Raw genomic sequence first — 25,454 nt, 5'->3', positions numbered from 1 at the left:
CAAGGTCAAAAAGAAGAACCCCGCCGGATCGCTCCGGCGGGGTCTTTCTTTAGCCCTTCGACGGGGGCGGGATTTACTCCTCGCCGTCCGCCGCTTCGGGGTTCAGGTATTCACCGGCATCGGCGTCGAGGCCGTGGGTTTCACCCTCGACCATGGCCAGCGGATCGTCGCCGATCGCGGCTTCCGGCCCCTGGGCCAGTTCCGCAGCGTGCTCTTCCGCCGCCGTCGCCGGAGCGATCAGGCTTTCCTGCAGCTTGCGATAGGACGCGCGCAGCGCGGCATCGCGGCTGGAAGCGGCCACCCGCAGGCGGTTCATGCCCGCGCCGGTCCCGGCGGGGATGAGACGGCCAACGATGACGTTTTCCTTCAGGCCGATCAGCGAGTCCTTCTTCCCTTCGACCGCCGCCTGCGTCAGCACGCGGGTGGTTTCCTGGAACGAGGCCGCCGAGATGAACGAGCGGGTCTGCAGCGAGGCCTTGGTGATCCCCAGCAGCACCGGCTTGCCTTCGGCAGGCTTCTGGCCCGGGGCCAGCTTGCTGTTGGTTTCGTCCATTTCCTCGCGGTCGACCTGTTCGCCGGCCAGCAGGGTGGTGTCGCCACCGTCGGTGATCTCGACCTTCTGCAGCATCTGGCGAACGATCACCTCGATGTGCTTGTCGTTGATCTTCACGCCCTGCAAGCGATAGACTTCCTGGATTTCCGCCACGAGGTATTCGGCCAGCGCCTCAACCCCCAGCACTTCCAGGATATCGTGCGGATCGGGCGAACCGCTGATCAGGTTGTCGCCCTTCTTGACCCAGTCGCCTTCCTGGACGTCGATCACCTTCGACTTCGGGATCAGGTATTCCACCGGATCGCCTTCCTCGGGGATGATCGCGATCTTGCGCTTGGCCTTGTAGTCGCGGACGAATTCGATCCGACCCGAAACCTTGGCGATGATCGCATTGTCCTTCGGCTTGCGGGCTTCGAACAGTTCGGCCACGCGCGGCAGACCACCGGTGATGTCGCGGGTCTTGGCGGCTTCGCGGCTGGCGCGGGCCAGCACGTCACCGGCTTCGACCGTCTGACCATCCTCGACCGACAGGGTGGTGCCCGGCGCCATCATGTAGCGCGCGGCTTCACCGCTGGCATCGTCTAGCAGGGTCAGGCGCGGACGCAGGTCTTCCTTCTTCGAGCGGCTGGCCGAACGGTTCTCGGTCACGACGCGGCTCGACATGCCGGTCGCTTCGTCGGTCTGTTCGGTCAGGGTCTTGCCGTCGACGAGGTCCTGATACTTCACCACACCCGACTTTTCGGTGATGATCGGCGTGGTGAAGGGATCCCACTCGGCCAGGCGATCGCCTTCGTTGATGATCGCACCGTCCTCGTGCAGCAGGTGGGTACCGTAAGGCACCTTGTGCATGGCACGCTCACGGCCTTCGCTGTCCATGACCACCACTTCGCCGTTGCGGGCGAGCGACAGGCGCCGGCCGCGCTTGTCAGTGATGGTCGGGATGTCGCGATAGACCACGGTACCGTCGCAGATCGCCTCGAGGTGCGACTGCTCGTTGACCTGCGCCGCACCACCGATGTGGAAGGTACGCATTGTCAGCTGGGTGCCGGGTTCACCGATCGACTGGGCGGCGATAACGCCAACCGCTTCGCCGATGTTCACCGGAGTCCCGCGGGCCAGGTCGCGGCCATAGCAGGTCGCGCAGACGCCCTGTTCGGCTTCGCAGATCAGCGGCGAGCGGATCTTGACGGCCTGGATACCCGTCGCCTCGACCTTGGCGGTCGCCGCTTCGTCGAGCAGGGTGCCCTTGGCCACGATCACGGTGCCGTCCTTGTCGGCCACGTCTTCGGCCAGGGTACGGCCCAGGATGCGCTCGCCCAGCGAGGCAATGGTCGAACCGCCCTGCACGATCGCGCGCATTTCCAGCGCCCGTTCGGTGCCGCAGTCCTCGATCACGACGACGCAGTCCTGCGACACGTCGACCAGACGGCGGGTCAGGTAACCCGAGTTCGCCGTCTTGAGCGCGGTGTCGGCCAGACCCTTGCGGGCGCCGTGGGTCGAGTTGAAGTATTCAAGAACGGTCAGACCTTCCTTGAAGTTCGAGATGATCGGCGTTTCGATGATCTCGCCCGAAGGCTTGGCCATCAGCCCGCGCATCCCGGCCAGCTGCTTCATCTGGGTTGGCGAACCACGCGCACCGGAGTGGCTCATCATGTAGATCGAGTTGACCGGCTTCTGACGACCCGTTTCCGGATCGATCGGGCTGGCCTTGATCTCGTCCATCATGGCGTTGGCCACCTGGTCGCCGCAGCGGCTCCAGGCGTCGATCACCTTGTTGTACTTTTCCTGCTGGGTGATCAGGCCGTCCTGGTACTGCTGCTCATAGTCAGCCACCAGCGCCTTGGTTTCTTCCACCAGGGCCACCTTGCTGTCGGGGATGATCATGTCATCCTTGCCGAAGCTGATGCCGGCCTTGAAGGCGTGACGGAAACCGAGGGCCATGATCGCGTCGGCAAACAGGACGGTGTCCTTCTGGCCGGTGTGACGATAGACCTGGTCGATAACGTCGCCGATTTCCTTCTTGGTCAGCAGGCGGTTGACCACGTCGAAGGGCACGGTGTGGCTCTTGGGCAGGCATTCGCCAATCAGCATGCGGCCTGGAGTGGTCTCGAACCGCTTCATGTACTGGTTGCCCTGCTCGTCGGTCTGCGGCACCCGGGCCGTGATCTTCGAGTGGAGCGTCACCGCCCCGGCATTCAGCGCCTGGTGCACTTCGGCCATGTCGGACAGGATCATGCCCTCGCCCGGCTCGCCTTCGCGGTCCATCGACAGGTAGTACAGACCCAGCACCATGTCCTGCGAAGGCACGATGATCGGCTTGCCGTTGGCGGGGCTGAGGATGTTGTTGGTCGACATCATCAGCACGCGCGCTTCGAGCTGGGCTTCCAGCGAAAGCGGCACGTGGACCGCCATCTGGTCACCGTCGAAGTCGGCGTTGAAGGCCGAGCAGACCAGCGGGTGCAGCTGGATCGCCTTGCCCTCGATCAGCACGGGTTCGAAGGCCTGGATGCCCAGACGGTGCAGCGTCGGCGCGCGGTTGAGCAGCACCGGGTGTTCGCGGATCACCTCGTCAAGGATGTCCCAGACTTCCTTGCGCTCCTTCTCGACCCACTTCTTGGCCTGCTTCAGGGTCATCGACAGACCCTTGGCATCGAGGCGGGCATAGATGAACGGCTTGAACAGCTCGAGCGCCATCTTCTTGGGCAGGCCGCACTGGTGCAGCTTCAGTTCGGGACCGGTCACGATCACCGAACGGCCCGAATAGTCGACGCGCTTGCCGAGCAGGTTCTGGCGGAAGCGGCCCTGCTTGCCCTTGAGCATGTCGGACAGCGACTTGAGCGGACGCTTGTTGGCGCCGGTGATCACGCGGCCGCGGCGGCCGTTGTCGAACAGCGCGTCAACCGCTTCCTGCAGCATGCGCTTTTCGTTGCGGACGATGATGTCCGGCGCGCGCAGCTCGATCAGGCGCTTGAGACGGTTGTTGCGGTTGATGACCCGACGGTAGAGGTCGTTGAGGTCCGAGGTGGCGAAGCGGCCACCGTCGAGCGGCACCAGCGGGCGCAGTTCTGGCGGAATGACCGGCACGACATCGAGGATCATCCATTCCGGGCGATTGCCCGAATCGATGAAAGATTCCACGACCTTGAGGCGCTTGATGATCTTCTTGGGCTTGAGTTCCGACTTGGTGGTCTCAAGCTCCTGCAGCAGGTCGGCGCGCTCCTGCTCGAGGTCGAGGCTCATCAGCATGTGCTTGACGGCTTCGGCCCCGATCCCGGCCGAGAAGGCATCTTCGCCGTACTCGTCCTGGTAATCGTAGAGCTCGTCCTCGCTCAGCAGCTGGTACTTTTCAAGCGGGGTCAGGCCCGGCTCGATCACCACGTAGCTTTCGAAGTAGAGGATGCGCTCAAGCTGCTTGAGCTGCATGTCGAGCAGCAGGCCGATGCGCGAGGGCAGCGACTTCAGGAACCAGATGTGCGCAACCGGCGCGGCCAGTTCGATGTGGCCCATGCGCTCGCGGCGGACCTTGGTCACGGTCACTTCGACGCCGCACTTTTCGCAGACGACGCCCTTGTACTTCATGCGCTTGTACTTGCCGCACAGGCACTCGTAGTCCTTCACCGGGCCGAAGATGCGGGCGCAGAACAGGCCGTCGCGCTCCGGCTTGAAGGTGCGGTAGTTAATCGTTTCCGGCTTCTTGATTTCGCCGAAGGACCACGAGCGGATGCGCTCCGGCGAAGCGAGGCCGATCTGGATCTGGTCGAAGGTTTCGGGCTTCGCCATCTGGTTGGTGAACTTGGTCAGGTCGTTCATTTTTCAGTCCCTTTGAAGGGTGAATCTCTTGGGCGGGGCAGGGTGGGCGAGGCTTGGCGCCCCGCCCGGTCCCGTTACTCCGCGGCCTCCGCGAAATCGTCGTCGCTGTCGTCAGTGAGCGAGGACAGTTCCACGTTGAGACCCAGCGAGCGCATTTCCTTGACGAGCACGTTGAAGCTTTCGGGAATGCCGGCCTCGAAGGTGTCGTCGCCCTTGACGATCGCTTCGTAGACCTTGGTGCGGCCGACCACGTCGTCCGACTTCACCGTCAGCATTTCCTGCAGCGTGTAGGCCGCGCCGTAAGCCTGCAGTGCCCAGACCTCCATTTCCCCGAAGCGCTGGCCACCGAACTGGGCCTTGCCGCCCAGCGGCTGCTGGGTGACGAGGCTGTAGGGGCCGATCGAACGGGCGTGGATCTTGTCGTCGACCAGGTGGTGCAGCTTGAGCACGTATTTGTAGCCCACGGTCACCTTACGGTCGAAGGCTTCGCCGGTACGGCCATCGTACAGCGTCACCTGGCCGCTCTCGTCGAGCCCGGCCTTGCGCAGCATGGCCGTGACATCGGCTTCCACCGCGCCGTCGAACACCGGCGAGCCCATCGGCACACCGCCGCGGACGTGCTCGGCCAGTTCAACGATCTGGTCAGCCGAGCGAGCCTCGATCTCGGCGGAGTAGTTGTCGCCATAGATGTCGAGCAGCACTTCCTTGACCGCTTCCGGCGCCTGGCCGGCCACGGGGTTCGGATTGGCTTCGCGCCAGGCATCGAGCGCAGCACCGATCTTCTTGCCCAGGCCGCGCGCGGCCCAGCCCAGGTGGGTTTCGAAGATCTGGCCGACGTTCATGCGGCTCGGCACGCCCAGCGGATTCAGCACGAAGTCCACCGGGGTCCCGTCTTCGAGGAAGGGCATGTCTTCCGACGGCAGGATGCGGCTGATGATGCCCTTGTTGCCGTGACGGCCGGCCATCTTGTCACCGGGCTGCAGCTTGCGCTTCACCGCGACGAAGACCTTGACCATCTTGAGCACGCCCGGGGCGAGTTCATCACCGCGCTCGAGCTTTTCCTTGCGGTCCTCGAACTTCTCCTGGATCGCCTTGACGGTCGCGTCGTACTGGACCTTGACCGCTTCGAGCTGGCCCTGGACCTTGTCGTCGGCGACGGCGAACTTCCACCATTCGTAACGCTCGACCTCGGCCAGGTTGTCCTCGGTGATCGTTTCGCCCTTCTTGAAGCCCTTGGGTGCAGCTGCGGCGACCTGGCCGATCAGCATGTCCTTGAGGCGGTTGAAGGTCGCACGGTTGAGGATCGCGCGCTCGTCCTCGCGGTCCTTGGCGAGGCGTTCGATTTCCTCGTTCTGGATCGCGCGGGTACGGTCGTCGATCTCGATCCCGTGGCGGTTGAAGACGCGCACGTCGACGATGGTGCCCGAAACGCCCGGCGGCAGGCGGAGCGAGGTGTCGCGCACGTCGCTGGCCTTTTCGCCGAAGATCGCGCGCAGCAGCTTTTCTTCCGGCGTCATCGGCGATTCACCCTTCGGGGTGATCTTGCCGACCAGGATATCGCCCGGGTGCACTTCGGCGCCGATGTAGACGATGCCCGCCTCGTCGAGGTTGCGCAGGGCTTCCTCGCCGACGTTCGGGATGTCGCGGGTGATGTCTTCCGGCCCGAGCTTGGTGTCGCGGGCCATGACCTCGAACTCCTCGATGTGGATCGAGGTGAAGACGTCGTCCTTCACGATGCGTTCGCTGATCAGGATCGAGTCTTCGTAGTTGTACCCGTTCCAGGGCATGAACGCGACGAGCACGTTGCGGCCCAGCGCCAGTTCACCCAGCTCGGTCGAGGGACCATCGGCCAGGATGTCGCCGGCGTTGACCACATCGCCCACCTTCACCAGCGGACGCTGGTTGATGCAGGTCGACTGGTTCGAACGTTCGAACTTCTGCAGGCGGTAGATGTCGACGCCCGACTGGCCGGGTTCGATATCGCCCGAGGCGCGGATCACGATACGGGTGGCGTCAACCTGGTCGACGATCCCGCCGCGCAGGGCGGCAATCGCCGCGCCCGAGTCGCGGGCCACGGTTTCTTCCATCCCGGTGCCGACGAACGGCGCTTCGGCGCGCACCAGCGGCACGGCCTGGCGCTGCATGTTCGAGCCCATCAGCGCGCGGTTGGCGTCGTCGTTTTCCAGGAACGGAATGAGCGAGGCGGCCACCGAGACGAGCTGCTTGGGGCTGACGTCCATCAGCGTGATGTGCTCGCGCGGAGCCATCACGAATTCGCCCGCTTCACGCGCCGAAACCAGCTCTTCCACGAAGGTGCCGTCAGCGTTCAGCTCGGCCGAGGCCTGGGCCACGGTGTGCTTGGCCTCTTCCATCGCCGAGAGGTAAACCACCTCGCCGGTGACCTTGCCGTCGACGATCTTGCGGTACGGGGTTTCGATGAAGCCGTACTTGTTGACGCGGGCGAAGGTCGACAGCGAGTTGATCAGACCGATGTTCGGGCCTTCCGGCGTTTCGATCGGGCAGATACGGCCATAGTGCGTCGGGTGAACGTCGCGCACTTCAAAGCCGGCACGCTCGCGGGTCAGACCACCCGGGCCAAGCGCCGAAACGCGGCGCTTGTGGGTGACTTCCGAGAGCGGGTTGGTCTGGTCCATGAACTGCGAGAGCTGCGAGGAACCGAAGAACTCGCGCACCGCGGCCACGGCGGGCTTGGCGTTGATCAGGTCGTTCGGCATCACGGTCGACACGTCGACCGAGCTCATCCGCTCCTTCACCGCGCGTTCCATGCGCAGCAGGCCGACGCGATACTGGTTTTCCAGCAGTTCGCCGACCGAACGGACGCGGCGGTTGCCGAGGTTGTCGATGTCGTCGACCTCGCCCTTGCCGTCCTTCAGGTTCACCAGTTCCTTGACCACGGCGAGGATATCGTCGGTGCGCAGGGTGGTGACGGTGTCTTCGCACTCCAGCGCCAGGCGCATGTTGAGCTTGACGCGGCCCACGGCCGAAAGGTCATAGCGATCGCCATCGAAGAACAGGCCTTCGAACAGCGCTTCGGCCGTTTCGCGCGTCGGCGGTTCGCCAGGGCGCATGACGCGATAGATATCGGCCAGTGCGTGGTCGCGATCCGGGGCCTTGTCAGCCTTCAGCGTGTTGCGGATCCACGGGCCGGTGTTGATGTGGTCGATGTCGAGCAACTCAAGCTGGTCGATCCCGGCCTTGTCGATCGCCTCGAGGTTTTCCGGCGAGACTTCATCGCCCGCCTCGATCCAGATGCGACCGGTGCTTTCGTCGATCAGGTCGCGGGCCGAATAGCGGCCGAACACTTCCTCGGTCGGGATCAGCAGTTCGGCCAGGCCATCCTTTTCGGCCTTGTTGGCGGCGCGCGGGCTGATCTTGGTGCCGGCGGGGAAGATCACTTCGCCGCTCTTGGCATCGACGATGTCGAAGGCCGGCTTCGCGCCGCGCCAGGCTTCGGCCACATAGGGCAGGCGCCAGCCGCCCTCACCGCGCCGCCAGGTGACGGTCTGGTAGAAGTAGCTGAGGATTTCCTCGTCGCCCAGGCCCAGCGCGTGGAGCAGCGCGGTAACCGGCAGCTTGCGCTTGCGGTCGATACGGACGTTGACGATGTCCTTGGCGTCGAACTCGAAGTCCAGCCACGAGCCGCGATAGGGGATCACGCGGGCGGCGAACAGGAACTTGCCGCTGGAGTGGGTCTTGCCGCGGTCATGATCGAACAGCACGCCCGGCGAACGGTGCATCTGCGACACGATCACGCGCTCGGTGCCGTTGATTATGAAGGTGCCGTTCTCGGTCATGAGCGGCATGTCGCCCATGTAGACGTCCTGCTCCTTGATATCGAGGACCGAACGGGTTTCGGTTTCGGCATCGACCTCGAACACGATCAGGCGCAGCGTGACCTTCATCGGCGCGGCATAGGTGATCCCGCGCTGACGGCACTCGGTGGTGTCGTACTTGGGATCTTCCAGTTCGTAATGGACGAAGTCCAGTTCGCTGGTCCCGGCAAAGTCGCGGATCGGGAAAACCGAGCGCAGGGTCTTTTCGAGGCCCGAGACATAGCCGGTCGCCGGATCGGAGCGCAGGAACTGCTCGTACGATTCGCGCTGAACCTCGATCAGGTTCGGCATCTGCACCACTTCGTGGATGTCGCCGAAGATCTTGCGGATCCGCTTCTTGGCCGAAGCGCCGTTCGACGCAGCGGGGGTCAGGGCCTTTTTCGCCATGGGAGGGTCTTGCCTCTTCAAATGTGCCGGAAAACCGGCGGAAAACTGTGCCACGCGCGGGCGGTGGCTTTCCTCGGCAACGCAAAAAGGCCGCACGGCAAACGCCCCCATTTCGGGAACGGCCCGCAGCGTTTGCGTCGACTTGGAAACCCGGTGCTTCCTTCCCGTGGAGGATCCCCGCGCATGGACCCGCCTTGCTCGAAGCGCCGAGCGAGCGCGCCCCTTAGGCCAAGGCCGCCAAGGTGTCAAACCGCACAGCGGGCGGAGGCCGCGGAATTGCGCCGTTTCGCGGTTCGCTCAAGCCACTTATCGTTTTACGATATTATCGTTTGACAATAAGTCCGACTCGGTTTATTGATTGTCGATATCGAGCATATCGGAGAACAATCAATGACCCGCAAGTCTAACCCCCTCGCCATGGCTCTCGCCGCCGTCTTCACGATTGCCGCGATCTGGCCGCTGACCCTGCCCGCCTCGGCGCAGGAAGCGACCCAGGTGGTCGTCATCGCGCCGCTGGCCTGAGCCGCTGACACAACCCGCTGACAGGGGAACCCCCGCCATGACCCTCTTCGACAAATTCAAATCCGGCGACCCGCTGCTGCTGGCCGCCAAGCTGATCGTCGGCTTCGGCATCGGCATCATGATCTTCGCCATGGTGATGATCGGTATCGGCATGGGCGCGCTTGTTACCGTTGAGCGGGCTGAGCTGATCGCCCAGTTCGCCAAGGTCGGCGCGCCGAAGAACCTCGTCTGGCTGGTGGCTGTGGCACTCGCCCTGGGCTTCGGCCTGCTGTTCCTGGGCGTGCGCTTCCTGCTCGAACTGTTCGGGATCATGGACACGGTCGGCACCGGCGATCCCTTCGCGCCGGAGAACGGCACACGCCTGAGCCGTATGGGCTGGCTGGCGATCGGCGGGCAAGGCGTCGCGCTGGCGCTCAAGGGCGTGGTCAAGGTGCTGGAGCCCTATGCCATCAAGGCCGGCAAGCCGATCGACCTCGAGTTCGATCTCGACATGACGGGTGTGCTGCTGGTGCTGATCCTGTTCATCCTGGCCCGGGTGTTCCGCCACGGCGCCGCGATGCGGGCCGATCTGGAAGGGACCGTGTGATGGCACCTGCTGCAAATGAGCCGACCGCCGGAGACCGTATCGTGATCAAGCTTGACGAACTGCTGCACCAGCGCCGCATGACGCTGACCGAACTGGCCGAGCGGGTCGACATCACCCTTGCCAACCTCTCGATCCTGAAGACCGGCAAGGCCAAGGCGATCCGCTTTTCAACGCTGGAATCGATCTGCGCGGTGCTCGATTGCCAGCCGGGTGACCTGATCGGCTACCAGCCGGACTGATCCAGGTTGAATTGGCCCGAACCGGACCAGCAAGAAGGGCGGCACCATCCCCCGATGTACCGCCCTTCCCTTTGCCCCCGCTGTGGGTCTCTATAACTCAGAAAATGCCGGGCACCAGTCGCCAGCGCGTTTTTTGCATGTAGTCGCGATAGGCCGGATCCTGGCTCAGCAGGCGCTCCTCGGCGAGCAGCCGCAGGATCTGCGCCCACCACCCCAGCGCATAGATCACCAGGTTCACCAGGCTCGGCATCAGCAGGAAGATGCCGATATGGACAAACAGGTAACCGGCATACATCGGGTGGCGGACAAACCGGTACATCCCGTCCTGCTTGATCCCGCGGTTGGCCGGCGCGATCCCGAACGAACGGCGCAGGAACAGCTTGGCCGCGATCTGCACCACGTTGCCAAACAGCACCAGGCCCACCGCCAGCGGGATCAGCGCATCCCACGTAGTGGGCGCGGGCACGATCAGCAGCGGCGCATAGGTAGCCGTGGCCGCCAGCAGCCAGTCGCCCAGCCGCATCGAAATCTTTTCGGTCGGGCGGCGCAGCAGGACGAAGATCACCACGCTGGTTTCCGCCAGCATCACCAGCGGCGCGAAGGGATTGCTCGCTTCATAGACCCGGTGTGCCAGCAGCGCCCAGAGCAGGACGATGGTGACCTGTTCGGCCCGATCAAGCCGGCGCGGGGTCAGCCAGGCGGGCGGACCCTTGCTGGCGGTAGTCTGGTCGAGCGAGGCATGCATCGGCTGATCAATCCTGGGCAGCGTCCCGATAAGGACATTCACCTAGTCTGATCGCAGGGTATGGTTAAGAATGGCTTAGCGCCGGGCCAGCCCTAGGTCGCAGCCGTGACGCGGGGCTGCGGCGGCGCGGCGCCCGTGCGCCAGCCGAGCCAGGTCACCAGTGCCCCCGCCGCGATCCCGGCGCTGATCGTCAGTGGCAGCGGGATCTGCGCATAGGTGCCAAACCAGGGGCCAAGCTGCGGGATAAATGGGGCATACCACATGACCACGCCCTGCACCGCCGTGAAGGCGGCCGCCAGCAGCCAGGGCAGCCCATGCTTGCGATGCATGGCATAGAGCGCCAGGGCAAAGGCGGTGGCGATCAGATCCGAGATCAGGATCGTATCCTGCACTTCCTGCGGCCCGGTGCTGCCGATCACGTTCAGCCAGGGCAGGTATTCCGGCAGCACCCGCGAAAACGGCGATTCAAACAGGATGATCGGGCTCGCCAGCATGAAGCCGGCGTGCAGGCGAACATTGCGGCGGTGCTTCAGCGCCAGATAAAACAGCGTCAAGTAAGCCGCGATCGCGATGAAAGTGCCGATCCCGAACGACGGGTTATTGTGCAGCGCGAAGGGGCTCTTGGCGGCGATATAGCCCTGGGCCGAGACGTCGACGATCATCATGAAGCCCGCGATCAGCAGCGGGAACAGCACGAAGCTGGCCAGTCCCAGCTGACGATGCAGGTCATTCCGGCGACGCTGGATGGCCACTTGCTGGACGATCAGCAGGATCAGCCAGATCGACGAGGTGATCGCATGAACGTGGAACGCGATGGGCACCTTGCCGATCGGGGCCCAATAGCTGGCCCAGAAGCCCAGCAGCACGGTCAGCAAGACGAAACCCACGAAATATGGCGCGTGACGATAAGGCATCGGACAGTCTCCCCGCTGTCGATGCGACCCGGCTCGAAGCCTAACACATTGCCTGCCGCCGGTCCAATTCGGCCGAATTGCTTGACTCGCGCGTCAATCCCGCTAATGGCCCGCCCCGACCGCCGCCTTCGGGCTGTGCGTCATCCGTCCGAGACAGCTGCTGCCGGTTTCCGGCTTAATCCGCAGCCTAGACGGGGACAGAGATATTCCGGCAGCCGCAAGGCTGCGCGGCCGTGCCGTTTCACGAACCGGCACACCTCCTTCCCCATCACGGACTCGCCCGTGCCGGCTCGCCGGCATGGACAACGTAGCCGATCGTCCGGGTCTTCCGGGCGGTCAATTGTGACGCCGCACGGTATTTCCGTGCGGTAACACGTGAAGGAGTAAGCATGGATCGTTCGCAGAAAGCCGACGCGGTCGCAGCGCTGAACGCAACCTTCAACGAGGTTGGCGTGGTGGTAGTCACCCGCAACCGTGGCATGACCGTGGCCCAGACCACGGCCCTGCGCGTGAAGATGCGGGAAAGCGGTGCATCGTTCAAGGTTTCCAAGAACAGTCTTGCCAAGCTTGCCATCGCAGACACGAACTATGCCGGGATTGGTGACCTGCTCACCGGTCCGGTGGCGCTGGGGACTTCGGTCGATCCGGTTGCCGCGGCAAAGATCATCGTCGAATTCGCCAAGACCAACGACAAGTTGGAAATCGTTGGCGGCGCGATGGGTTCGCAGGTCCTCGACGAAGCCGGTATCCGCGCACTTGCCGCGATGCCGTCGCTCGACGAACTGCGCGCCAAGCTGATCGGCCTGGTCCAGGCACCGGCGACCAAGATCGCCCAGGTTGTCACGGCCCCGGCAGGCAAGCTGGCCCGCGTCTTTGGTGCCTACGCCAAGGAAGCCGCATAAGACTGATCAAACGTTTTGCCGGACCAGACACTTCAAGCCGAAGGGTCCGGTAGCCATCAAATTGTGGAGTGAAACATCATGGCCGATATCGCCAAGCTCGTTGAAGAACTTTCGAAGCTGACCGTCCTGGAAGCCGCTGACCTCGCCAAGGCTCTGGAAGAAGCCTGGGGCGTCTCGGCTGCTGCCGCCGTTGCCGTGGCTGCTGCCCCGGCCGCCGCTGCTGAAGCGGTTGAAGAAAAGACCGAATTCGACGTCATCCTGACCGGCGACGGCGGCAACAAGATCGCCGTCATCAAGGAAGTCCGCGCGATCACCTCGCTCGGCCTGACCGAAGCCAAGGCGCTGGTGGAAGCCGCTCCGAAGGCGATCAAGGAAGGCGTGTCGAAGGCCGAAGCCGAAGACATCAAGGCCAAGATCACCGCTGCTGGCGGCACCGTCGAAGTCAAGTAAGCTTCGACTCCGGTCTTGCCGGATCAAGATCAAGGGCGGCTCCCCACGGAGCCGCCCTTTTTCGTTCAGGCGCCGGTCCCGCCCCGGGCAGCACTGGATTGCGCCACCAGATTCTGCTGCAGCTGCTGATAGATGCCCAGCCGGTCCGTGATCTGCCAGTGCCCGGTCAGGCGCAGGTCCCGGTCAAAGCCATAGACCGTCGCGCCCGACATGCGGACAGTCCGCCCGGTCGCGGGAAACCCGGGCAGATCGCCACAATGCGTGGCGCTCCACAGCCTGGTCATCACCACGCTGTCGCCTTCGGCGATCAAGGCCTGGATATCGAAGCGCTGGTCGGGAAATGCGGCCCGCGATTTTTCCACGCGATCCTTGAAACCCACCCGGTCCAGGGCTTGCCCGTCCCACGGATCACCCGGATCGTGGTGGATGGTGTAGGTGTCGGCCAGATGGTCATCAACAGCATCAAGATCGCCGTTGTCCCAGACCCGGCTGATAAAGTCCGTCAGCTGGCCTTTTCGCGAAATCAACGGCATCATTCCTGCTCCTGTGTTGGTGCATCCTGCGCAAGGTGCAGGGCATATGCTGCAAGGTCTGGCGGCCAGGCCGCGATCCGGTCGGCAAACCCGCCAATATCACCGGCAAACAGAGCCCTGATCGCCTCTTCGTAACCCGGCAAATCTCCCGCGAGCGCCGCGAGGAAACGATAAACCCGCTCCTGCGCAGCCTTCGAGCGGGACTGCCCGCCATCGTTCCGACGCGCCTCGTCGACCAGCCGGCGAAGCGCTTGCGAAGCGCCGCCCGGCTGCGCCGCCAGCCATTCCCAATGGCGCGGCAGCAGTGTCACCTCGCGCGCGGTCACCCCCAGCCGGGGCCGGCCGCGTGGCCGCCCATGCGGCCGCCCGGCCAGGTCTTTGTCCGCATCGCGCCCAACAGGGGCCAGCCGGGCCAGCACTTCGGCGTCGGTGCCACGCAGATCCAGATCGATCACCCGTCCGGTCGCATCATCGAACACCAGCACCGGATCCTCGCTGGCGCAGGCCTTGATGGTCAGTGCCACCTCGCCCAGCAGACCGCTGGCGATGCGGCGATGTCCGGCAAAGGCGGTGCAGGGCGTCGTTGGCGGGGCTGAAGTCGGCGTGCTCATGGTCGATATATTTACCCGGGTGAATTATTTCCTGTCAATATACCCGGATAATATTATTAGGCCCGGCACGACGAATCATCGGGCGGCAGGAGCGCCAGCGACCATGAAACATGACAAGCGAAAGGCCGCGGTGGCTGCCTACAAGGAGCGCAAGGTCGAAAGCGGCATCTATGCAATCCGCTGCCCCGCCGCGGGCCGTGCCTGGGTCGGGATCGCGCCCGATCTGGCCACGATCAGGAACCGGCACTGGTTCACGCTCCGCAATGGCAGCCACCCTGCCGCAGCCTTGCAGGCAGCCTGGGCCGCGCATGGCGAAGCCGGCCTCTTGTTCGAAATCCTCGAGCGGATCGACGACGAGATTGGCGGCTTCACCCGCGAATGCCTGTTGAAGGAGTTACTGGCGGAATGGGCGGCAAGGCTTGTTGCCGACCGCCTGTAACCCCGCCAGCCAACCGCCAGCCCGGCTTACTTCAGCGTCTTCATGTAGGCGATCAGCTCGGCCCGCTTGGCCGGATCCTTCAGCCCGGCATAGGACATCTTGGTGCCCGGGACCATTTTCATTGGCGCTTCCAGCCACTTGTCGAGCGTCGCATCGTCCCAGGTCAGGCCCGAAGCCTTCAGCTTTTCGGAAAAGGCAAAGCCCGGGATTTCGCCAGCCTTGGTGCCATAGACCCCGTGCAGGCTCGGCCCGATCCCGTGCTTGCCGGGCTCGACCGCATGGCAAGCAGCGCACTGGGCATAGGCGGCCGGCTTTGCTCCGGCAGCCGCAGCCACAGTCGCCGTCGGGCTGGCCGCATCTCCTGCCGGAGCCGAGGTTGCGGCTGAATCTCCCGTCGAGGCCTGCTCGGGCGGGGCGCCCCCGCAAGCGGCAAGAGCCAGCGCCAGGGCTGCGGTTAGGGCCTGCCTGCTATGCTTGAACATCATCGTTCCCTCCTTGGCCTGGCCATCGGGCCGGGCAGCGCTAGTCGCATCTTGCGGCCGCACCTTATCTCCGAGCGGGTCGCAGGTGTAGTGCAGAGGTCGCATTATCCCATGCAGGAGTTGCAAGCCTGCGCAGCGACCCGGTTGTCTGCAGCATGTCGCTTGCCGATAAATCCCTTGGCCGAAACAGCTTGCGCGCCTATCCGGGCCGACCGCATGGCACACGATCCCGCCCTCAACCCATGGCGCACCGAACTGGGCGCAACGCTGCGGCTGGCCTTGCCGCTGGCGGCGACAAACCTGTTGCAGATGCTGATCCATGCGGTGGACGTGATCTTCATCGCCCGCCTTGGCGACCAGCCGCTGGCCGCATCAAGCCTGGGGCTTGCCATTTTCGGCCTGACCATGTGGGGGATGACCGGCTTGACTGGCGCCTGTGCTCCGCTGATCGCCGCCGAACTCGGTCGCCGTCGCCACTCGGTGCGCGAAGTACGCCGCACGGTAAGGATGGGCCTGTGGGTCTCGGTCGGCTTCGGGCTGGTCGGCATGGGCATCGGCTTTGCGGGCGAGGCGATCCTACTCGCCACCGGGCAGGACCGGCAGATTGCCGCGCTGTCGGGCGATTTCCTGACGATCCTGTCGTGGGCGATGATCCCGATGATCATGGCCAGCGTGTTCCGCATCTTCGTCGCCGCGCTGGGCAAGCCGGCCTATGCCACGGCGATCACCCTGCTGGCGCTGGGCACCAACGTCTTCGGCAACTGGGTGCTGGTCTTCGGCAACCTCGGCGCTCCGGCCTTGGGCCTGGAAGGCTCGGCCCTGTCGAGCGTGATCACTTCGCTGGCCATGCTGGCGGCCTATGTCGTGGTGATCGGGCGCGACCGGCAGTTGCGGCGCTATCGCATCTTCGGGCGCTGGTGGCGCCCGGAATGGCAGCGGTTGAAGCAGATCATGGTGATCGGCACCCCGATCGCGCTGACCGTGCTGGCCGAAGGCGGGCTGTTCAGCGGCGCGGCGCTGCTGATGGGCCGGATCGGAGAGACCGAGCTGGCCGCGCATACGCTGGCGCTGAACCTGGCGGCGCTGGCCTTTCAGATTCCCTTCGGCATCGCCCAGGCGGCGACGATCCGGGTGGGCTATCATTATGGTGCCGGTGATCGCGCCGCGGCAGGCCGCGCCGGATGGAGCGCGATGGGCCTGTCCATGATCATCATGGGCAGCACGGCCAGCGTGATGGTGCTGGCGCCGCACTTCATCCTGGGGCTCTATGTCGATCCCGCTGCGGCCCAGAATACGGCGATGGTGGCCTTCGCGGCGCAATACCTGATGATCGCCGCCGCGTTCCAGCTGTTCGACGGGGCCCAGGCCGTGGCTGCCGGGGCACTGCGTGGGTTGCAGGACACCCGCACGCCGATGGTCATTGCCGTGTTCGGGTACTGGGCGATCGGCTTCGTCACCGCGATCTGGCTGGGCTTCTATACCCCGCTCGAAGGGATCGGCGTGTGGCTGGGGCTGGCGGTGGGCCTGGTCGTGGTGGCAGCACTGCTGACCTGGCGCTGGCACTGGCGCGAACGGCTGGGCCTGCTGCCGGCCTGACAAGCAATTTTTCGCGCAGACTCCGCTTGACGCCCCATGGGCGCGCACCCATATGCGCCCCGCTGGCACTCTCCAGGGGGGAGTGCCAATCGACATCGTATCAACGCAAAAGGGAGTAAACCCCATGGCATTCCGTCCGCTGCACGATCGCGTGCTCGTGCGCCGCGTAGAGGCTGAAGAAAAGACCGCCGGCGGCATCATCATCCCTGACAGCGCCAAGGAAAAGCCGGCCGAGGGCGAAGTTGTTGCCGTTGGCGCCGGGACCAAGGCCGAAGACGGCAAGGTCACCCCGCTCGACGTCAAGGCGGGTGACCGCGTGCTGTTCGGCAAGTGGTCGGGCACCGAGGTCAAGCTCGATGGCGAAGACCTGCTGATCATGAAGGAATCGGACATCCTCGGCATCATCGGCTGAGGCATGTTTTTCCGCTCTGGACAGTGGTCCAAGCGGTCCAAGTGTAGATAAACCATTGATCGAAGGAACAGCATAATGGCTGCCAAGGACGTAAAATTCGGCCGCGACGCGCGTGAGCGCATTCTCGCCGGCGTCGACATTCTCGCCAACGCGGTGAAGGTCACCCTGGGCCCCAAGGGCCGCAACGTGGTGATCGACAAGAGCTTCGGCGCTCCCCGCATCACCAAGGACGGTGTTTCGGTCGCCAAGGAAATCGAACTGAAGGACAAGTTCGAGAACATGGGCGCCCAGATGCTGCGCGAAGTCGCCAGCAAGGCCAACGACGCTGCCGGTGACGGCACCACCACCGCCACCGTGCTGGCCCAGGCAATCGTGCGCGAAGGCATGACCTCGGTCGCCGCCGGCATGAACCCGATGGACCTGAAACGCGGCATCGACCTCGCCGTGACCAAGGTCGTCGAAGACCTCAAGGCCCGTTCGACCCCGGTGGCCGGCTCGGCCGAAATCGCCCAGGTCGGCATCATTTCGGCCAATGGCGACAAGGAAGTCGGCGAGAAGATCGCCGAAGCCATGGAAAAGGTCGGCAAGGAAGGCGTGATCACCGTGGAAGAGGCCAAGGGCCTCGAATTCGAACTCGATGTCGTCGAAGGCATGCAGTTCGACCGCGGCTACCTCTCGCCTTACTTCATCACCAACCCCGAAAAGATGACCGTGGAACTGGATAACCCCTATATCCTGATCCACGAGAAGAAGCTGTCGAACCTGCAGTCGATGCTGCCGGTGCTCGAAGCCGTCGTCCAGTCGGGCCGTCCGCTGCTGATCATCGCCGAAGACATCGAAGGCGAAGCGCTGGCCACCCTGGTGGTCAACAAGCTGCGCGGTGGCCTCAAGGTTGCCGCCGTCAAGGCGCCGGGCTTCGGCGATCGCCGCAAGGCCATGCTGCAGGATATCGCGATCCTCACCGCCGGTGAGATGATCAGCGAAGACCTGGGCATCAAGCTGGAATCGGTCACGCTCGGCATGCTGGGGCAGGCCAAGAAGGTCTCGATTGACAAGGACAACACCACGATCGTCGATGGCGCCGGTTCGGCTGACGACATCAAGGCCCGGGTCGAACAGATCCGCGCCCAGATCGACACCACTTCGTCGGACTATGACCGCGAGAAGCTGCAGGAACGCCTGGCCAAGCTGGCTGGCGGGGTTGCCGTGATCAAGGTTGGCGGTGCCACCGAAGTCGAAGTGAAGGAGCGCAAGGACCGCGTCGACGACGCCCTCCACGCCACCCGCGCCGCGGTGGAAGAAGGCATCGTTCCGGGCGGCGGCACGGCGCTGCTCTATGCCACCAAGGCCCTCGAAGGCCTGAAGGGCGCCAACGACGACCAGACCAAGGGCATCGACATCGTGCGCCGCGCGATCATGGCCCCGCTGCGCCAGATCGCCGAAAACGCCGGTCACGATGGCGCGGTCGTTTCGGGCAACCTGCTGCGCGAAGGCGATCAGAACCAGGGCTTCAACGCCGCGACCGACACCTATGAGAACCTCAAGGCGGCCGGCGTGATCGACCCGACCAAGGTCGTGCGCACCGCCCTGCAGGACGCCGCCTCGGTGGCCGGTCTGCTGATCACCACCGAAGCCGCGATCTCGGAACGCCCGGATGACAAGCCGGCCATGCCGGCGATGCCGGGCGGCGGCATGGGCGGGATGGACTTCTAAGTCCAACCACCTGCCAAGGCACAAGGGGGCCGGAGGGAGCAATCCTTCCGGCCCTTCTGCTTATGGCGTCCGCGCTCCGCCATGCTCAAGTTCATGCAGGATCGTATCGCGCAGCCGGGCCGCGGGCGGGCTGAGCACCGGGGTTTCGATCAGGGCCACTTCAAGGTCCGCGAGGGTCGGCAGGCCATGATCGTCAAGCACGGCCAGGTCCGCGGGCACCATGTCGCGTGGCAGCACGGCGATGCCCAGGCCGGCACGCAGGGCCGCGTGGTTGCCCGCCAGCGAGGCGCAACTGTAGGCGACGCGCCAGGTCTGGCCAGCCGCATCGAGCGCCTGAACCGCGCGCTGGCGGAGCACACAGGGCCGGGGCGAGCAGACCAGCGGCAGCGGCATGCCAACGGGCGGCAGAACAAAGGGCGAGGCGGCGGCCCAGACCAGCGGCTCGCGCCAGACTCGCCGCCCGGTGGCCGGACCGGTCGGCTCGCGCTTGATCAGGACGAGGTCCAGCTCGCCAGCGCCGAATCGGTCAAGCAGCGGCAGGGTGAGCTCGCAGGTTACTTCCAGCGACACGCCGGGATGGGCGCGAGAAAAGCCGGCCAGCAGGCGCGGCAGGCGGGCCGTGGCAAAGTCTTCGGGCACGCCCAGCCGCACGAGGCCGTTCAACTGCGGTTCGCGCGCGCGGGCCACCAGCTCGTCGTTCAGCGCCAGCAGCCGCCGGGCCTGGTCGAGTACCAGTTCGCCCTCCACGGTCAGGGCCACCGCGCGTGGGGTACGATCGAGCAGTCGCACGCCAAGCTGCGCCTCCAGCCGCTTGAGCTGCAGCGAGATCGCCGACTGGCTGCGGAGCAGGCGCTGCCCAGCGGCGGTAAAGCTGGCGGTTTCGGCTACGGCCACGAAGGCGCGCAGGCAGTCGGGATCGAGGTTGGGCTGCATGATTACGTTTTGTAATAGATGAGCTGCGTTTAATCAATTTGCGGAATTGAACCGTCACCGCCACTTGCGCCCCAGGCAAACCCCAGGAGCAAGACCCATGGCCACCATCGCCCCCACCCCGCAGACCGGCACCGCCAATCCGGTCCAGCCACCCGTTGCCACGATCGCTATCGCCCATGGCGACGGGATCGGCCCCGAGATCATGGACGCCACCCTGCGCGTGCTCGATGCGGCCGGTGCACGGCTGCACTGCCTACCGCTCGAACTGGGCGAGGCGGTCTATCTGGCTGGCAACAGCGCGGGGATCACGGCCGAGGGTTGGGATACGATCACCCGGGCCGACGCAATCCTGAAGGCCCCGATCACCACCCCGCTGGGCAGCGGCTACAAGAGCCTCAACGTCACCCTGCGCAAGACGCTGGGCCTGTTCGCCAATGTCCGGCCCAGCCGCGCCTATACCCCCTTCGTGCCGACGCTGGACGTGGTCATCGTGCGCGAGAACGAGGAAGACCTCTACGCCGGGATCGAGCATCGCCAGACCGAAGAGGTCTATCAGTGCCTCAAGCTGGTCAGTCGCCCCGGCTGCGAGCGGATCGTGCGCCACGCCTTCGAGTTCGCGCGGGCCAACGGCCGCCGCAAGGTCACCTGCCTGACCAAGAGCAACATCATGAAGCTGACCGACGGCCTGTTCCAGCAGGTCTTCGCCGAGATCGGCCGCGACTATCCCGAGATCGAGCAGGATCACATGATCATCGATATCGGCGCCGCGCGGCTGGCGGCGCGGCCGCAAGACTTCGACGTGGTCGTCACTTCCAACCTCTATGGCGACATCGTTTCCGACATCGTCGCCGAAGTCGCGGGCTCGGTTGGGCTGGGCGCTTCGGCCAACATTGGCCTGCGTAGCGCCATGTTCGAGGCGATCCACGGTTCGGCACCAGACATCGCCGGCCGCGGGATCGCCAACCCTTCGGGGCTGCTGCTGGCTGCGGTGATGATGCTGGTCCATCTTGGCCAGAACGGCGTGGCCGAGCGGATCCACAACGCCTGGCTGCGGGCAATCGAGGATGGCATCCACCCGGCCGACATCCATCGCCCCGGCCAGTCGTTGGAACTGGCGGGTACGGAACGGTTTGCCGATGCGGTAATCGAGCGGCTAGGCCAGCTGCCGGTGCAGCTTGAGCCGGTGCGCTATGCGGCGGCGCCTGCCCAGCCGACCACTTCCGCCACGCCGCTTGTCCAGCCTACCAGCGTGAAGGCCACAAAGACCCTCGACGGGATCGACGTCTTCGTCTGCGCGCGGACCAGCCCCGACGAGCTGGCCGCACAGCTCCAGGCCGCAGTGGGCGCGCTGGTGCCGCTGGCGATGATCACCAATCGCGGGGTCAAGGTCTGGCCCGCCGGCCATGCCGAAACGCTGTGCACCGATCATTGGCGCTGCCGGTTCCAGCCTGCGGCCGGCAAGGCCTTCAACCCGGCAATGGCGGTCGAACTGCTTCGCCGCCTGGCCGCGGCGGGGATCGAATTCGTCAAGACCGAACAGCTCTACCGGTTCGATGGTGTTCCGGGCTATTCGCTCGGGCAAGGCCAGTAAACGGCTCCTCGAACCGGGCCGCAGGCAGCAAATTACGCAGTTTCCCGCAGGCAGGGGGCAACTCGTCGCGCGATGGATGGACGGCTGGGCTGCGTTAGCCATTCTATAACCATGTTTGGGTTATCGCTGATCCGGTGAAGAAACCGCGTTTCTCTCGCCTGCTGGCCACCTTGGCCATGGCCTCCGCGCTGGCACTGCCAGCCGGGGCGGCCCGCGCCGACAGTTTCGAGAGCGAGTTCGACAAGCTGTTCGGCACCGAGAAGCGTGCCCCGCGCCCGGCTCCGGCTCAAGCTCCGGTCCGCCCGTTTGTCGCCCCGGCCAGTCCCGGTTTCAGCAGCTTCAGCGGCAGTCTGGAAGAGGCTGTGGCTACCCTGGCCAACGGGGCACAGGGACGGATCGGCGTGGCGGCGATGGACCTGTCCACCGGCCGCAGCGTTTCGATGCTGGGCGACCAGCCGTTCCCGATGGCCAGCACCAGCAAGATCGCGATCGTGGCGACCTATCTGGACCTGGTCGACCAGGGCAAGTTCAAGCTGGATGATCGCTTTCCGCTGATGATCCCGCAACGCTCGGCCCGGTTCTCGAGCACGGCGGCCCCGGTCAGGCCCGGTGCCATGCTGACTGCGCAAGGGCTGATCGAGCTGGCAATCACCCGCAGTGACAACCCGGCCACCGATGCCCTGCTGGCGGCGGTTGGCGGCCCCGCTGCGGTCAACCGCTGGATCCAGCGCGCGGGCCTGTCAGGCATGCGGCTCGATCGCGATATCGCGACGCTGGTGCGTGACGATGGCGAATTCAACCCGGCCACGACGGTCGACCTGCGCGACAGCGCGACCCCGCTGGCCATGGTCCAGCTGCTGTCAGGGCTGTACCAGGGCCGCTGGCTGAGCCGGTCGAGCCGGGCAGTGCTGATCGGCGCAATGGAACGCTGCGTCACCGGCAGGCGCCGCCTGCCCGCCATGCTGCCGGAAAACACCCGCGTGGCGCACAAGACTGGCACGCTCAACAACACGTCGAGCGATGTGGGCATCATCCACACCCCCGACGGTCGCGCGATTGCCATTGCCGTCTATGTCACCGGCCAGGGCAGCCGCGCCAACCGCGACCTGCGGATCGCCTCGATCAGCCGCGCGGTCTATGACGGTTACCTGACCGAAAGCTCCAGCCTGCGCCGCACCGCGTCGCGCTGATTCCCTGACATCGCTGATCTGGCGCAGCTACTGCAATTGCCGCATCGCGCGCGCCATTGAAAAGGCGCGCAAGGTTGCCCCTGCGCGCCTTCCCCCTCTCCCCAGAAGGGTATCCTAGAACTCGATGCTGGCCCGCGCGTAGAGGTAACGGCCGTTGAAGCCGAAGGGCGAGAAGATCGAGAACGGAATGTACTGCTGGTTGGCCGGATAGACCCCGCCGATCGCCGCCGGACGCGCGCCAAACGGCGAGCGATCCGGATAGACATCGAACAGGTTGTCGGCACCGATCGCGAAGCTCAGGCGCTCCATCGGCTTGACCCGAAGTTCGAGGTCCGTGATCCACTTGGCCCGCAGGAAGATATCGTCCGGGCCATAGGCGGTCAGCGGATCGCCGGCGGTCGGATTGGCCGAACCCGGCGACACCACCTTGCCATAGCGGGTCGAGCGGGCGGTCAGACCGAAGATGCCAACATCGCCATCGAGGCTCAGCACCACCTTGTCACGCGGCTGGCCTTCGGTGAAGCGGATGCCTTCGACGCGGCCGAACAGGATCAGGCCGGGGATCGTGGCGAGCGGACCGAGGTCGTTCTTGCGGGCCAGGATCTTCTGCGTGTTGTAGTTGTAAGCGGCGGTCAGCGTCCACTTGCCCACGCCCTCGACCGGCAGGCGCCAGTTGAGCACGGCATCGACACCCTGGGTGCGGGTGTTGAGGCCGTTGATGAAGAACCGCGCGGCACCGACCGAGTTGAACCCGTTGGCATCGAGCACGGCCTTGACCGCGGCATTGACCGCGGCCGTCCCGCTACCGGCAGCACCGAGGTTCTCGGTCAGCACGATCCGGTCGTTGATGCGGATGTTGTAGTAGTCGACCGTCAGCGTCAGGCCCGAAACCGGGTTGGCGGTGAAGCCGGCCGAGAGGTTGAACGACTTCTCGGCCTTGAGGTCCTTCGAGCCCAGCGCGCGGGCCACCGGGCTGCCCACCGCCACCGTCGAGATATCGACCGGGACCCCGGCGATGAAGTTGGTCGAGGTGGTGGTAAAGAACTGCTGGTGCAGCGACGGGGCGCGGAAGCCGTTCGAGATCGAACCACGCAGCGCAAAGCCATCGACGAACTCGTACCGAGCGGCGAACTTGCCGGTCAGCGTGCTGCCGAAGTCGGAGAAGTGCTCATAACGCGCTGCGGCGGTGGCGGTAAAACCATCGGCCACTTCGGCATCAAGCTCGACATAGCCGGCCACGTTGCTGCGGCGGGCATGGGTTGCGCTGGTGGCCGGGATACCCGGGAAGCCCTGGGCACCAGCGGGCGCGGCCCGGCCCGGGAAACTGCAGATCCCGGTGCCAGCGTTGAACACGCCCTGCTGCGAAGCGCAGAACGCCGAGTTGGTGGCAAACGAAGCCCGGAACATCGGCCCGGTGGCCCACGACTGGGTTTCGCCCGGACGGATCTTGAATTCCTCGTTGCGGTACTCCGCACCGAAGGCGACGGTCAGCGGACCCGCAAAACCGACATCGAATTCGCGGCTCAGGTCAAGGTTGGCCAGGAGGTGGCGATAGGACAGGCCACCGGCATCGAAGGCGCGCTGGGTGGCCGGGCCGAAGCTGGTGTTGACCGAACCTTCGACGCGGTAGTCGAAGTTGTTCTTGCCCCAGGTCAGCGAGGCGTCGGCATTCCATTCACCCGAAGTGGTGCGCAGGCCCGTGGTCCAGGCGCGGTCGGTCAGATCCGACTGGATGAAGGGCAGGAAGCCGTCCGGGGTCAGACCGACGAAGTTGGCGTTGTTCGGCGTGTCGCTGGGCAGCAGGACCGCGAAGTTCCGATTCGCGGCGGCATTGGCCTGGCGATAGTTGGCGGCCGACAGCGAATCGCGCTGGTTGAAGCTGCCAAAGCTGTAAAGCTCCAGGCTGTCGCCGATCGGCATGGCCATGTTGGCGAACAGGATGAAATCGTCGGCCTTGGGATCGCCGAAGCGGAACTGCAGGCGGTTGAAGGTGATCTCGCGCGGATCCCAGGTGGTCGGGGTCGGACGGATGTAGTTCGGACGCAGATCGTGGCCCTGGCGGTTGGTAAAGCCGCGGCGGCGATATTCGGCGGTGAAGTTGATGTAACCGCCCTCAACCCCGAAGAAGGGCAGGCCGATATTGGTGGCAACCGAATAGCTCTCCCCGTCGCGGGCCTTGCGCTCACCATCGGTGGTGGCGAGGAAATAGCGGTTATCGGTCGGATCGAGCGAAGGCGCGCCGCCGGTCAGCGCCAGGCCGGTGACATTGGCGACGCCGCTGATCGTGGTGTCGTACTTGCCATAGCTGATCGAAGCCCGGCCGCCTTCGCTGGCATTCTTGAGGCGGATGTTGACCACCCCGGCAATCGCGTCGGAACCGTACTGCGAGGAAGCGCCATCACGCAGCACTTCGATCCGGTCGATCGCCAGCGCGGGGATCGAGTTCATGTCGACCGCCGCAGAACCGCGCCCGACCGTGCCATTGATGTTGAGCAGAGCCGAAACGTGACGGCGCTTGCCATTGACCAGCACCAGCGTTTGGTCCGGGCCAAGGCCGCGTAGCGTGGCCGGGCGCAGCGCGTCGGACCCGTCGGCAATGGCCGGCTGCGGGAAGTTGAAGCTGGGCACCAGCTTGTTGAGGATCTTGTTGGTTTCGACCTGGCCGCCTTCGGTCAGGGTATCGCCCGACAGGACGTCGACCGGAACCGGCGAGTCCTCAACCGTGCGGGCGGTCGATCGCGTACCGGTAACGATAATCACCTGCTCGTCGGCACCATCGGCCGCCGTGTCTTGCGCCAGGGCCGGCGCGGCGAGCGGGAGGGCGGAAAGCGAAGCCAGAAGGCTCAGACGGATTGTCGATCGCATGCAAATTCCCCGGTTGGGCCGGGCGCGTCCAACCAGCGCCACGGCAATATTGTCGCAGCTTTTAAGCCATCACCGCATGAATCCAACCATTGGCAACGTTCTATCGGCAATTTCGCTTATGGTTGTG

Annotated in this window: 20 protein-coding genes; 11 read left to right on the top strand and 9 right to left on the bottom strand. The window is 64.9% G+C overall.

Annotated elements, in window-relative coordinates; all coding sequences use genetic code 11:
* Positions 1-73: 73 nt before the first annotated feature.
* Positions 74-4,363 (bottom strand): DNA-directed RNA polymerase subunit beta', encoded by a 4,290-nt coding sequence (gene rpoC, locus O9281_RS11520; protein WP_298185903.1) that lies wholly within the window; start codon positions 4,361-4,363, stop codon positions 74-76.
* A gap of 74 nt (positions 4,364-4,437) precedes the next feature.
* The gene (rpoB, locus tag O9281_RS11515) at positions 4,438-8,604 is read right to left on the bottom strand and encodes a DNA-directed RNA polymerase subunit beta (protein ID WP_298185901.1); all 4,167 of its coding nucleotides are present in this window, start codon (positions 8,602-8,604) and stop codon (positions 4,438-4,440) included.
* Between the two features lie 390 nt (positions 8,605-8,994).
* Between rpoB and O9281_RS11510 the strand changes: the two genes are divergently transcribed.
* The 3 genes from O9281_RS11510 to O9281_RS11500 are packed head-to-tail and all read left to right on the top strand — an operon-like array spanning position 8,995 to position 9,951.
* Positions 8,995-9,126 carry a hypothetical protein gene (locus O9281_RS11510; protein ID WP_298185900.1) on the top strand — a complete coding sequence of 44 codons (132 nt, stop codon included), beginning with the start codon at positions 8,995-8,997 and terminating at the stop codon, positions 9,124-9,126.
* A gap of 37 nt (positions 9,127-9,163) precedes the next feature.
* Positions 9,164-9,712, top strand: a complete 549-nt coding sequence (locus O9281_RS11505) for a DUF2975 domain-containing protein (protein WP_298185897.1) — start codon at positions 9,164-9,166, stop codon at positions 9,710-9,712.
* Positions 9,712-9,951: a helix-turn-helix transcriptional regulator gene (locus O9281_RS11500; RefSeq protein ID WP_298185895.1), complete on the top strand. Its 240-nt coding sequence runs from the start codon at positions 9,712-9,714 to the stop codon at positions 9,949-9,951. Before O9281_RS11505 ends, O9281_RS11500 begins: the two co-directional genes overlap by 1 nt.
* A 97-nt stretch (positions 9,952-10,048) precedes the next feature.
* On the opposite strand, the gene O9281_RS11495 is transcribed toward O9281_RS11500, so the two are convergent.
* Positions 10,049-10,696, bottom strand: a complete 648-nt coding sequence (locus O9281_RS11495) for a methyltransferase (RefSeq protein ID WP_298185892.1) — start codon at positions 10,694-10,696, stop codon at positions 10,049-10,051.
* A 92-nt stretch (positions 10,697-10,788) separates the two neighbouring features.
* Positions 10,789-11,610, bottom strand: a complete 822-nt coding sequence (locus tag O9281_RS11490; protein ID WP_298185890.1) for a hypothetical protein — start codon at positions 11,608-11,610, stop codon at positions 10,789-10,791.
* Positions 11,611-11,999: 389 nt separating this feature from the next.
* Here O9281_RS11490 and rplJ point away from each other — a divergent pair, with 389 nt between their 5' ends.
* Positions 12,000-12,512, top strand: a complete 513-nt coding sequence (gene rplJ, locus O9281_RS11485; protein ID WP_298185888.1) for a 50S ribosomal protein L10 — start codon at positions 12,000-12,002, stop codon at positions 12,510-12,512.
* A 78-nt stretch (positions 12,513-12,590) separates the two neighbouring features.
* Positions 12,591-12,962, top strand: a complete 372-nt coding sequence (rplL, locus tag O9281_RS11480; RefSeq protein WP_298185886.1) for a 50S ribosomal protein L7/L12 — start codon at positions 12,591-12,593, stop codon at positions 12,960-12,962.
* Between the two features lie 65 nt (positions 12,963-13,027).
* Here the strand turns inward: rplL and O9281_RS11475 are convergent, their stop codons facing one another.
* Together O9281_RS11475 and O9281_RS11470 are read right to left on the bottom strand one after the other, a co-directional pair.
* Positions 13,028-13,498, bottom strand: a complete 471-nt coding sequence (locus O9281_RS11475) for an ester cyclase (protein ID WP_298185883.1) — start codon at positions 13,496-13,498, stop codon at positions 13,028-13,030.
* Complete coding sequence (locus O9281_RS11470) at positions 13,495-14,106, bottom strand: DUF2239 family protein (RefSeq protein ID WP_298185880.1); 612 nt, start codon at positions 14,104-14,106, stop codon at positions 13,495-13,497. Before O9281_RS11470 ends, O9281_RS11475 begins: the two co-directional genes overlap by 4 nt.
* Positions 14,107-14,209: 103 nt before the next feature.
* On the opposite strand from O9281_RS11470, the gene O9281_RS11465 reads away from it, so the two are divergent.
* Positions 14,210-14,545: a GIY-YIG nuclease family protein gene (locus O9281_RS11465; protein ID WP_298185877.1), complete on the top strand. Its 336-nt coding sequence runs from the start codon at positions 14,210-14,212 to the stop codon at positions 14,543-14,545.
* A gap of 26 nt (positions 14,546-14,571) precedes the next feature.
* Here the strand turns inward: O9281_RS11465 and O9281_RS11460 are convergent, their stop codons facing one another.
* Positions 14,572-15,030, bottom strand: coding sequence for a c-type cytochrome (locus O9281_RS11460; protein ID WP_298185874.1), 459 nt, complete (start codon positions 15,028-15,030; stop codon positions 14,572-14,574).
* 213 nt (positions 15,031-15,243) lie between these two features.
* Here O9281_RS11460 and O9281_RS11455 point away from each other — a divergent pair, with 213 nt between their 5' ends.
* From O9281_RS11455 to groL, 3 genes are all read left to right on the top strand, one after another.
* A complete protein-coding gene (locus O9281_RS11455) occupies positions 15,244-16,623 on the top strand; it encodes an MATE family efflux transporter (protein WP_298185871.1) in 1,380 nt (459 codons plus the stop codon).
* A 124-nt stretch (positions 16,624-16,747) separates the two neighbouring features.
* Positions 16,748-17,035, top strand: coding sequence for a co-chaperone GroES (groES, locus tag O9281_RS11450; protein WP_298185869.1), 288 nt, complete (start codon positions 16,748-16,750; stop codon positions 17,033-17,035).
* Between the two features lie 75 nt (positions 17,036-17,110).
* Complete coding sequence (gene groL, locus O9281_RS11445) at positions 17,111-18,748, top strand: chaperonin GroEL (protein ID WP_298185866.1); 1,638 nt, start codon at positions 17,111-17,113, stop codon at positions 18,746-18,748.
* Between the two features lie 60 nt (positions 18,749-18,808).
* Here the strand turns inward: groL and O9281_RS11440 are convergent, their stop codons facing one another.
* Positions 18,809-19,681, bottom strand: coding sequence for a LysR substrate-binding domain-containing protein (locus tag O9281_RS11440; RefSeq protein WP_298185863.1), 873 nt, complete (start codon positions 19,679-19,681; stop codon positions 18,809-18,811).
* Positions 19,682-19,778: 97 nt separating this feature from the next.
* Between O9281_RS11440 and O9281_RS11435 the strand changes: the two genes are divergently transcribed.
* Positions 19,779-21,272, top strand: a complete 1,494-nt coding sequence (locus O9281_RS11435) for an NADP-dependent isocitrate dehydrogenase (protein WP_298185861.1) — start codon at positions 19,779-19,781, stop codon at positions 21,270-21,272.
* Between the two features lie 134 nt (positions 21,273-21,406).
* Complete coding sequence (gene bla / locus O9281_RS11430; protein WP_298185859.1) at positions 21,407-22,462, top strand: class A beta-lactamase; 1,056 nt, start codon at positions 21,407-21,409, stop codon at positions 22,460-22,462.
* A 114-nt stretch (positions 22,463-22,576) separates the two neighbouring features.
* Here the strand turns inward: bla and O9281_RS11425 are convergent, their stop codons facing one another.
* Complete coding sequence (locus O9281_RS11425; protein ID WP_298185856.1) at positions 22,577-25,327, bottom strand: TonB-dependent siderophore receptor; 2,751 nt, start codon at positions 25,325-25,327, stop codon at positions 22,577-22,579.
* Between the last annotated feature and the right edge of the window lie 127 nt (positions 25,328-25,454).

Source organism: Novosphingobium sp. (assembly GCF_027531025.1).
Taxonomy (GTDB): domain Bacteria; phylum Pseudomonadota; class Alphaproteobacteria; order Sphingomonadales; family Sphingomonadaceae; genus Novosphingobium.
This window is presented reverse-complemented; position numbering and strand designations above follow the sequence as displayed.

Bases quoted from the DNA above. Each gene is read 5' to 3' on its own strand.
- rpoC (WP_298185903.1), bottom strand. From the start codon at position 4,363: ATGAACGACCTGACCAAGTTCACCAACCAGATGGCGAAGCCCGAAACC.
- rpoB (WP_298185901.1), bottom strand. From the start codon at position 8,604: ATGGCGAAAAAGGCCCTGACCCCCGCTGCGTCGAACGGCGCTTCGGCC.
- O9281_RS11510 (WP_298185900.1), top strand. From the start codon at position 8,995: ATGACCCGCAAGTCTAACCCCCTCGCCATGGCTCTCGCCGCCGTCTTC.
- O9281_RS11505 (WP_298185897.1), top strand. From the start codon at position 9,164: ATGACCCTCTTCGACAAATTCAAATCCGGCGACCCGCTGCTGCTGGCC.
- O9281_RS11500 (WP_298185895.1), top strand. From the start codon at position 9,712: ATGGCACCTGCTGCAAATGAGCCGACCGCCGGAGACCGTATCGTGATC.
- O9281_RS11495 (WP_298185892.1), bottom strand. From the start codon at position 10,696: ATGCATGCCTCGCTCGACCAGACTACCGCCAGCAAGGGTCCGCCCGCC.
- O9281_RS11490 (WP_298185890.1), bottom strand. From the start codon at position 11,610: ATGCCTTATCGTCACGCGCCATATTTCGTGGGTTTCGTCTTGCTGACC.
- rplJ (WP_298185888.1), top strand. From the start codon at position 12,000: ATGGATCGTTCGCAGAAAGCCGACGCGGTCGCAGCGCTGAACGCAACC.
- rplL (WP_298185886.1), top strand. From the start codon at position 12,591: ATGGCCGATATCGCCAAGCTCGTTGAAGAACTTTCGAAGCTGACCGTC.
- O9281_RS11475 (WP_298185883.1), bottom strand. From the start codon at position 13,498: ATGATGCCGTTGATTTCGCGAAAAGGCCAGCTGACGGACTTTATCAGC.
- O9281_RS11470 (WP_298185880.1), bottom strand. From the start codon at position 14,106: ATGAGCACGCCGACTTCAGCCCCGCCAACGACGCCCTGCACCGCCTTT.
- O9281_RS11465 (WP_298185877.1), top strand. From the start codon at position 14,210: ATGAAACATGACAAGCGAAAGGCCGCGGTGGCTGCCTACAAGGAGCGC.
- O9281_RS11460 (WP_298185874.1), bottom strand. From the start codon at position 15,030: ATGATGTTCAAGCATAGCAGGCAGGCCCTAACCGCAGCCCTGGCGCTG.
- O9281_RS11455 (WP_298185871.1), top strand. From the start codon at position 15,244: ATGGCACACGATCCCGCCCTCAACCCATGGCGCACCGAACTGGGCGCA.
- groES (WP_298185869.1), top strand. From the start codon at position 16,748: ATGGCATTCCGTCCGCTGCACGATCGCGTGCTCGTGCGCCGCGTAGAG.
- groL (WP_298185866.1), top strand. From the start codon at position 17,111: ATGGCTGCCAAGGACGTAAAATTCGGCCGCGACGCGCGTGAGCGCATT.
- O9281_RS11440 (WP_298185863.1), bottom strand. From the start codon at position 19,681: ATGCAGCCCAACCTCGATCCCGACTGCCTGCGCGCCTTCGTGGCCGTA.
- O9281_RS11435 (WP_298185861.1), top strand. From the start codon at position 19,779: ATGGCCACCATCGCCCCCACCCCGCAGACCGGCACCGCCAATCCGGTC.
- O9281_RS11425 (WP_298185856.1), bottom strand. From the start codon at position 25,327: ATGCGATCGACAATCCGTCTGAGCCTTCTGGCTTCGCTTTCCGCCCTC.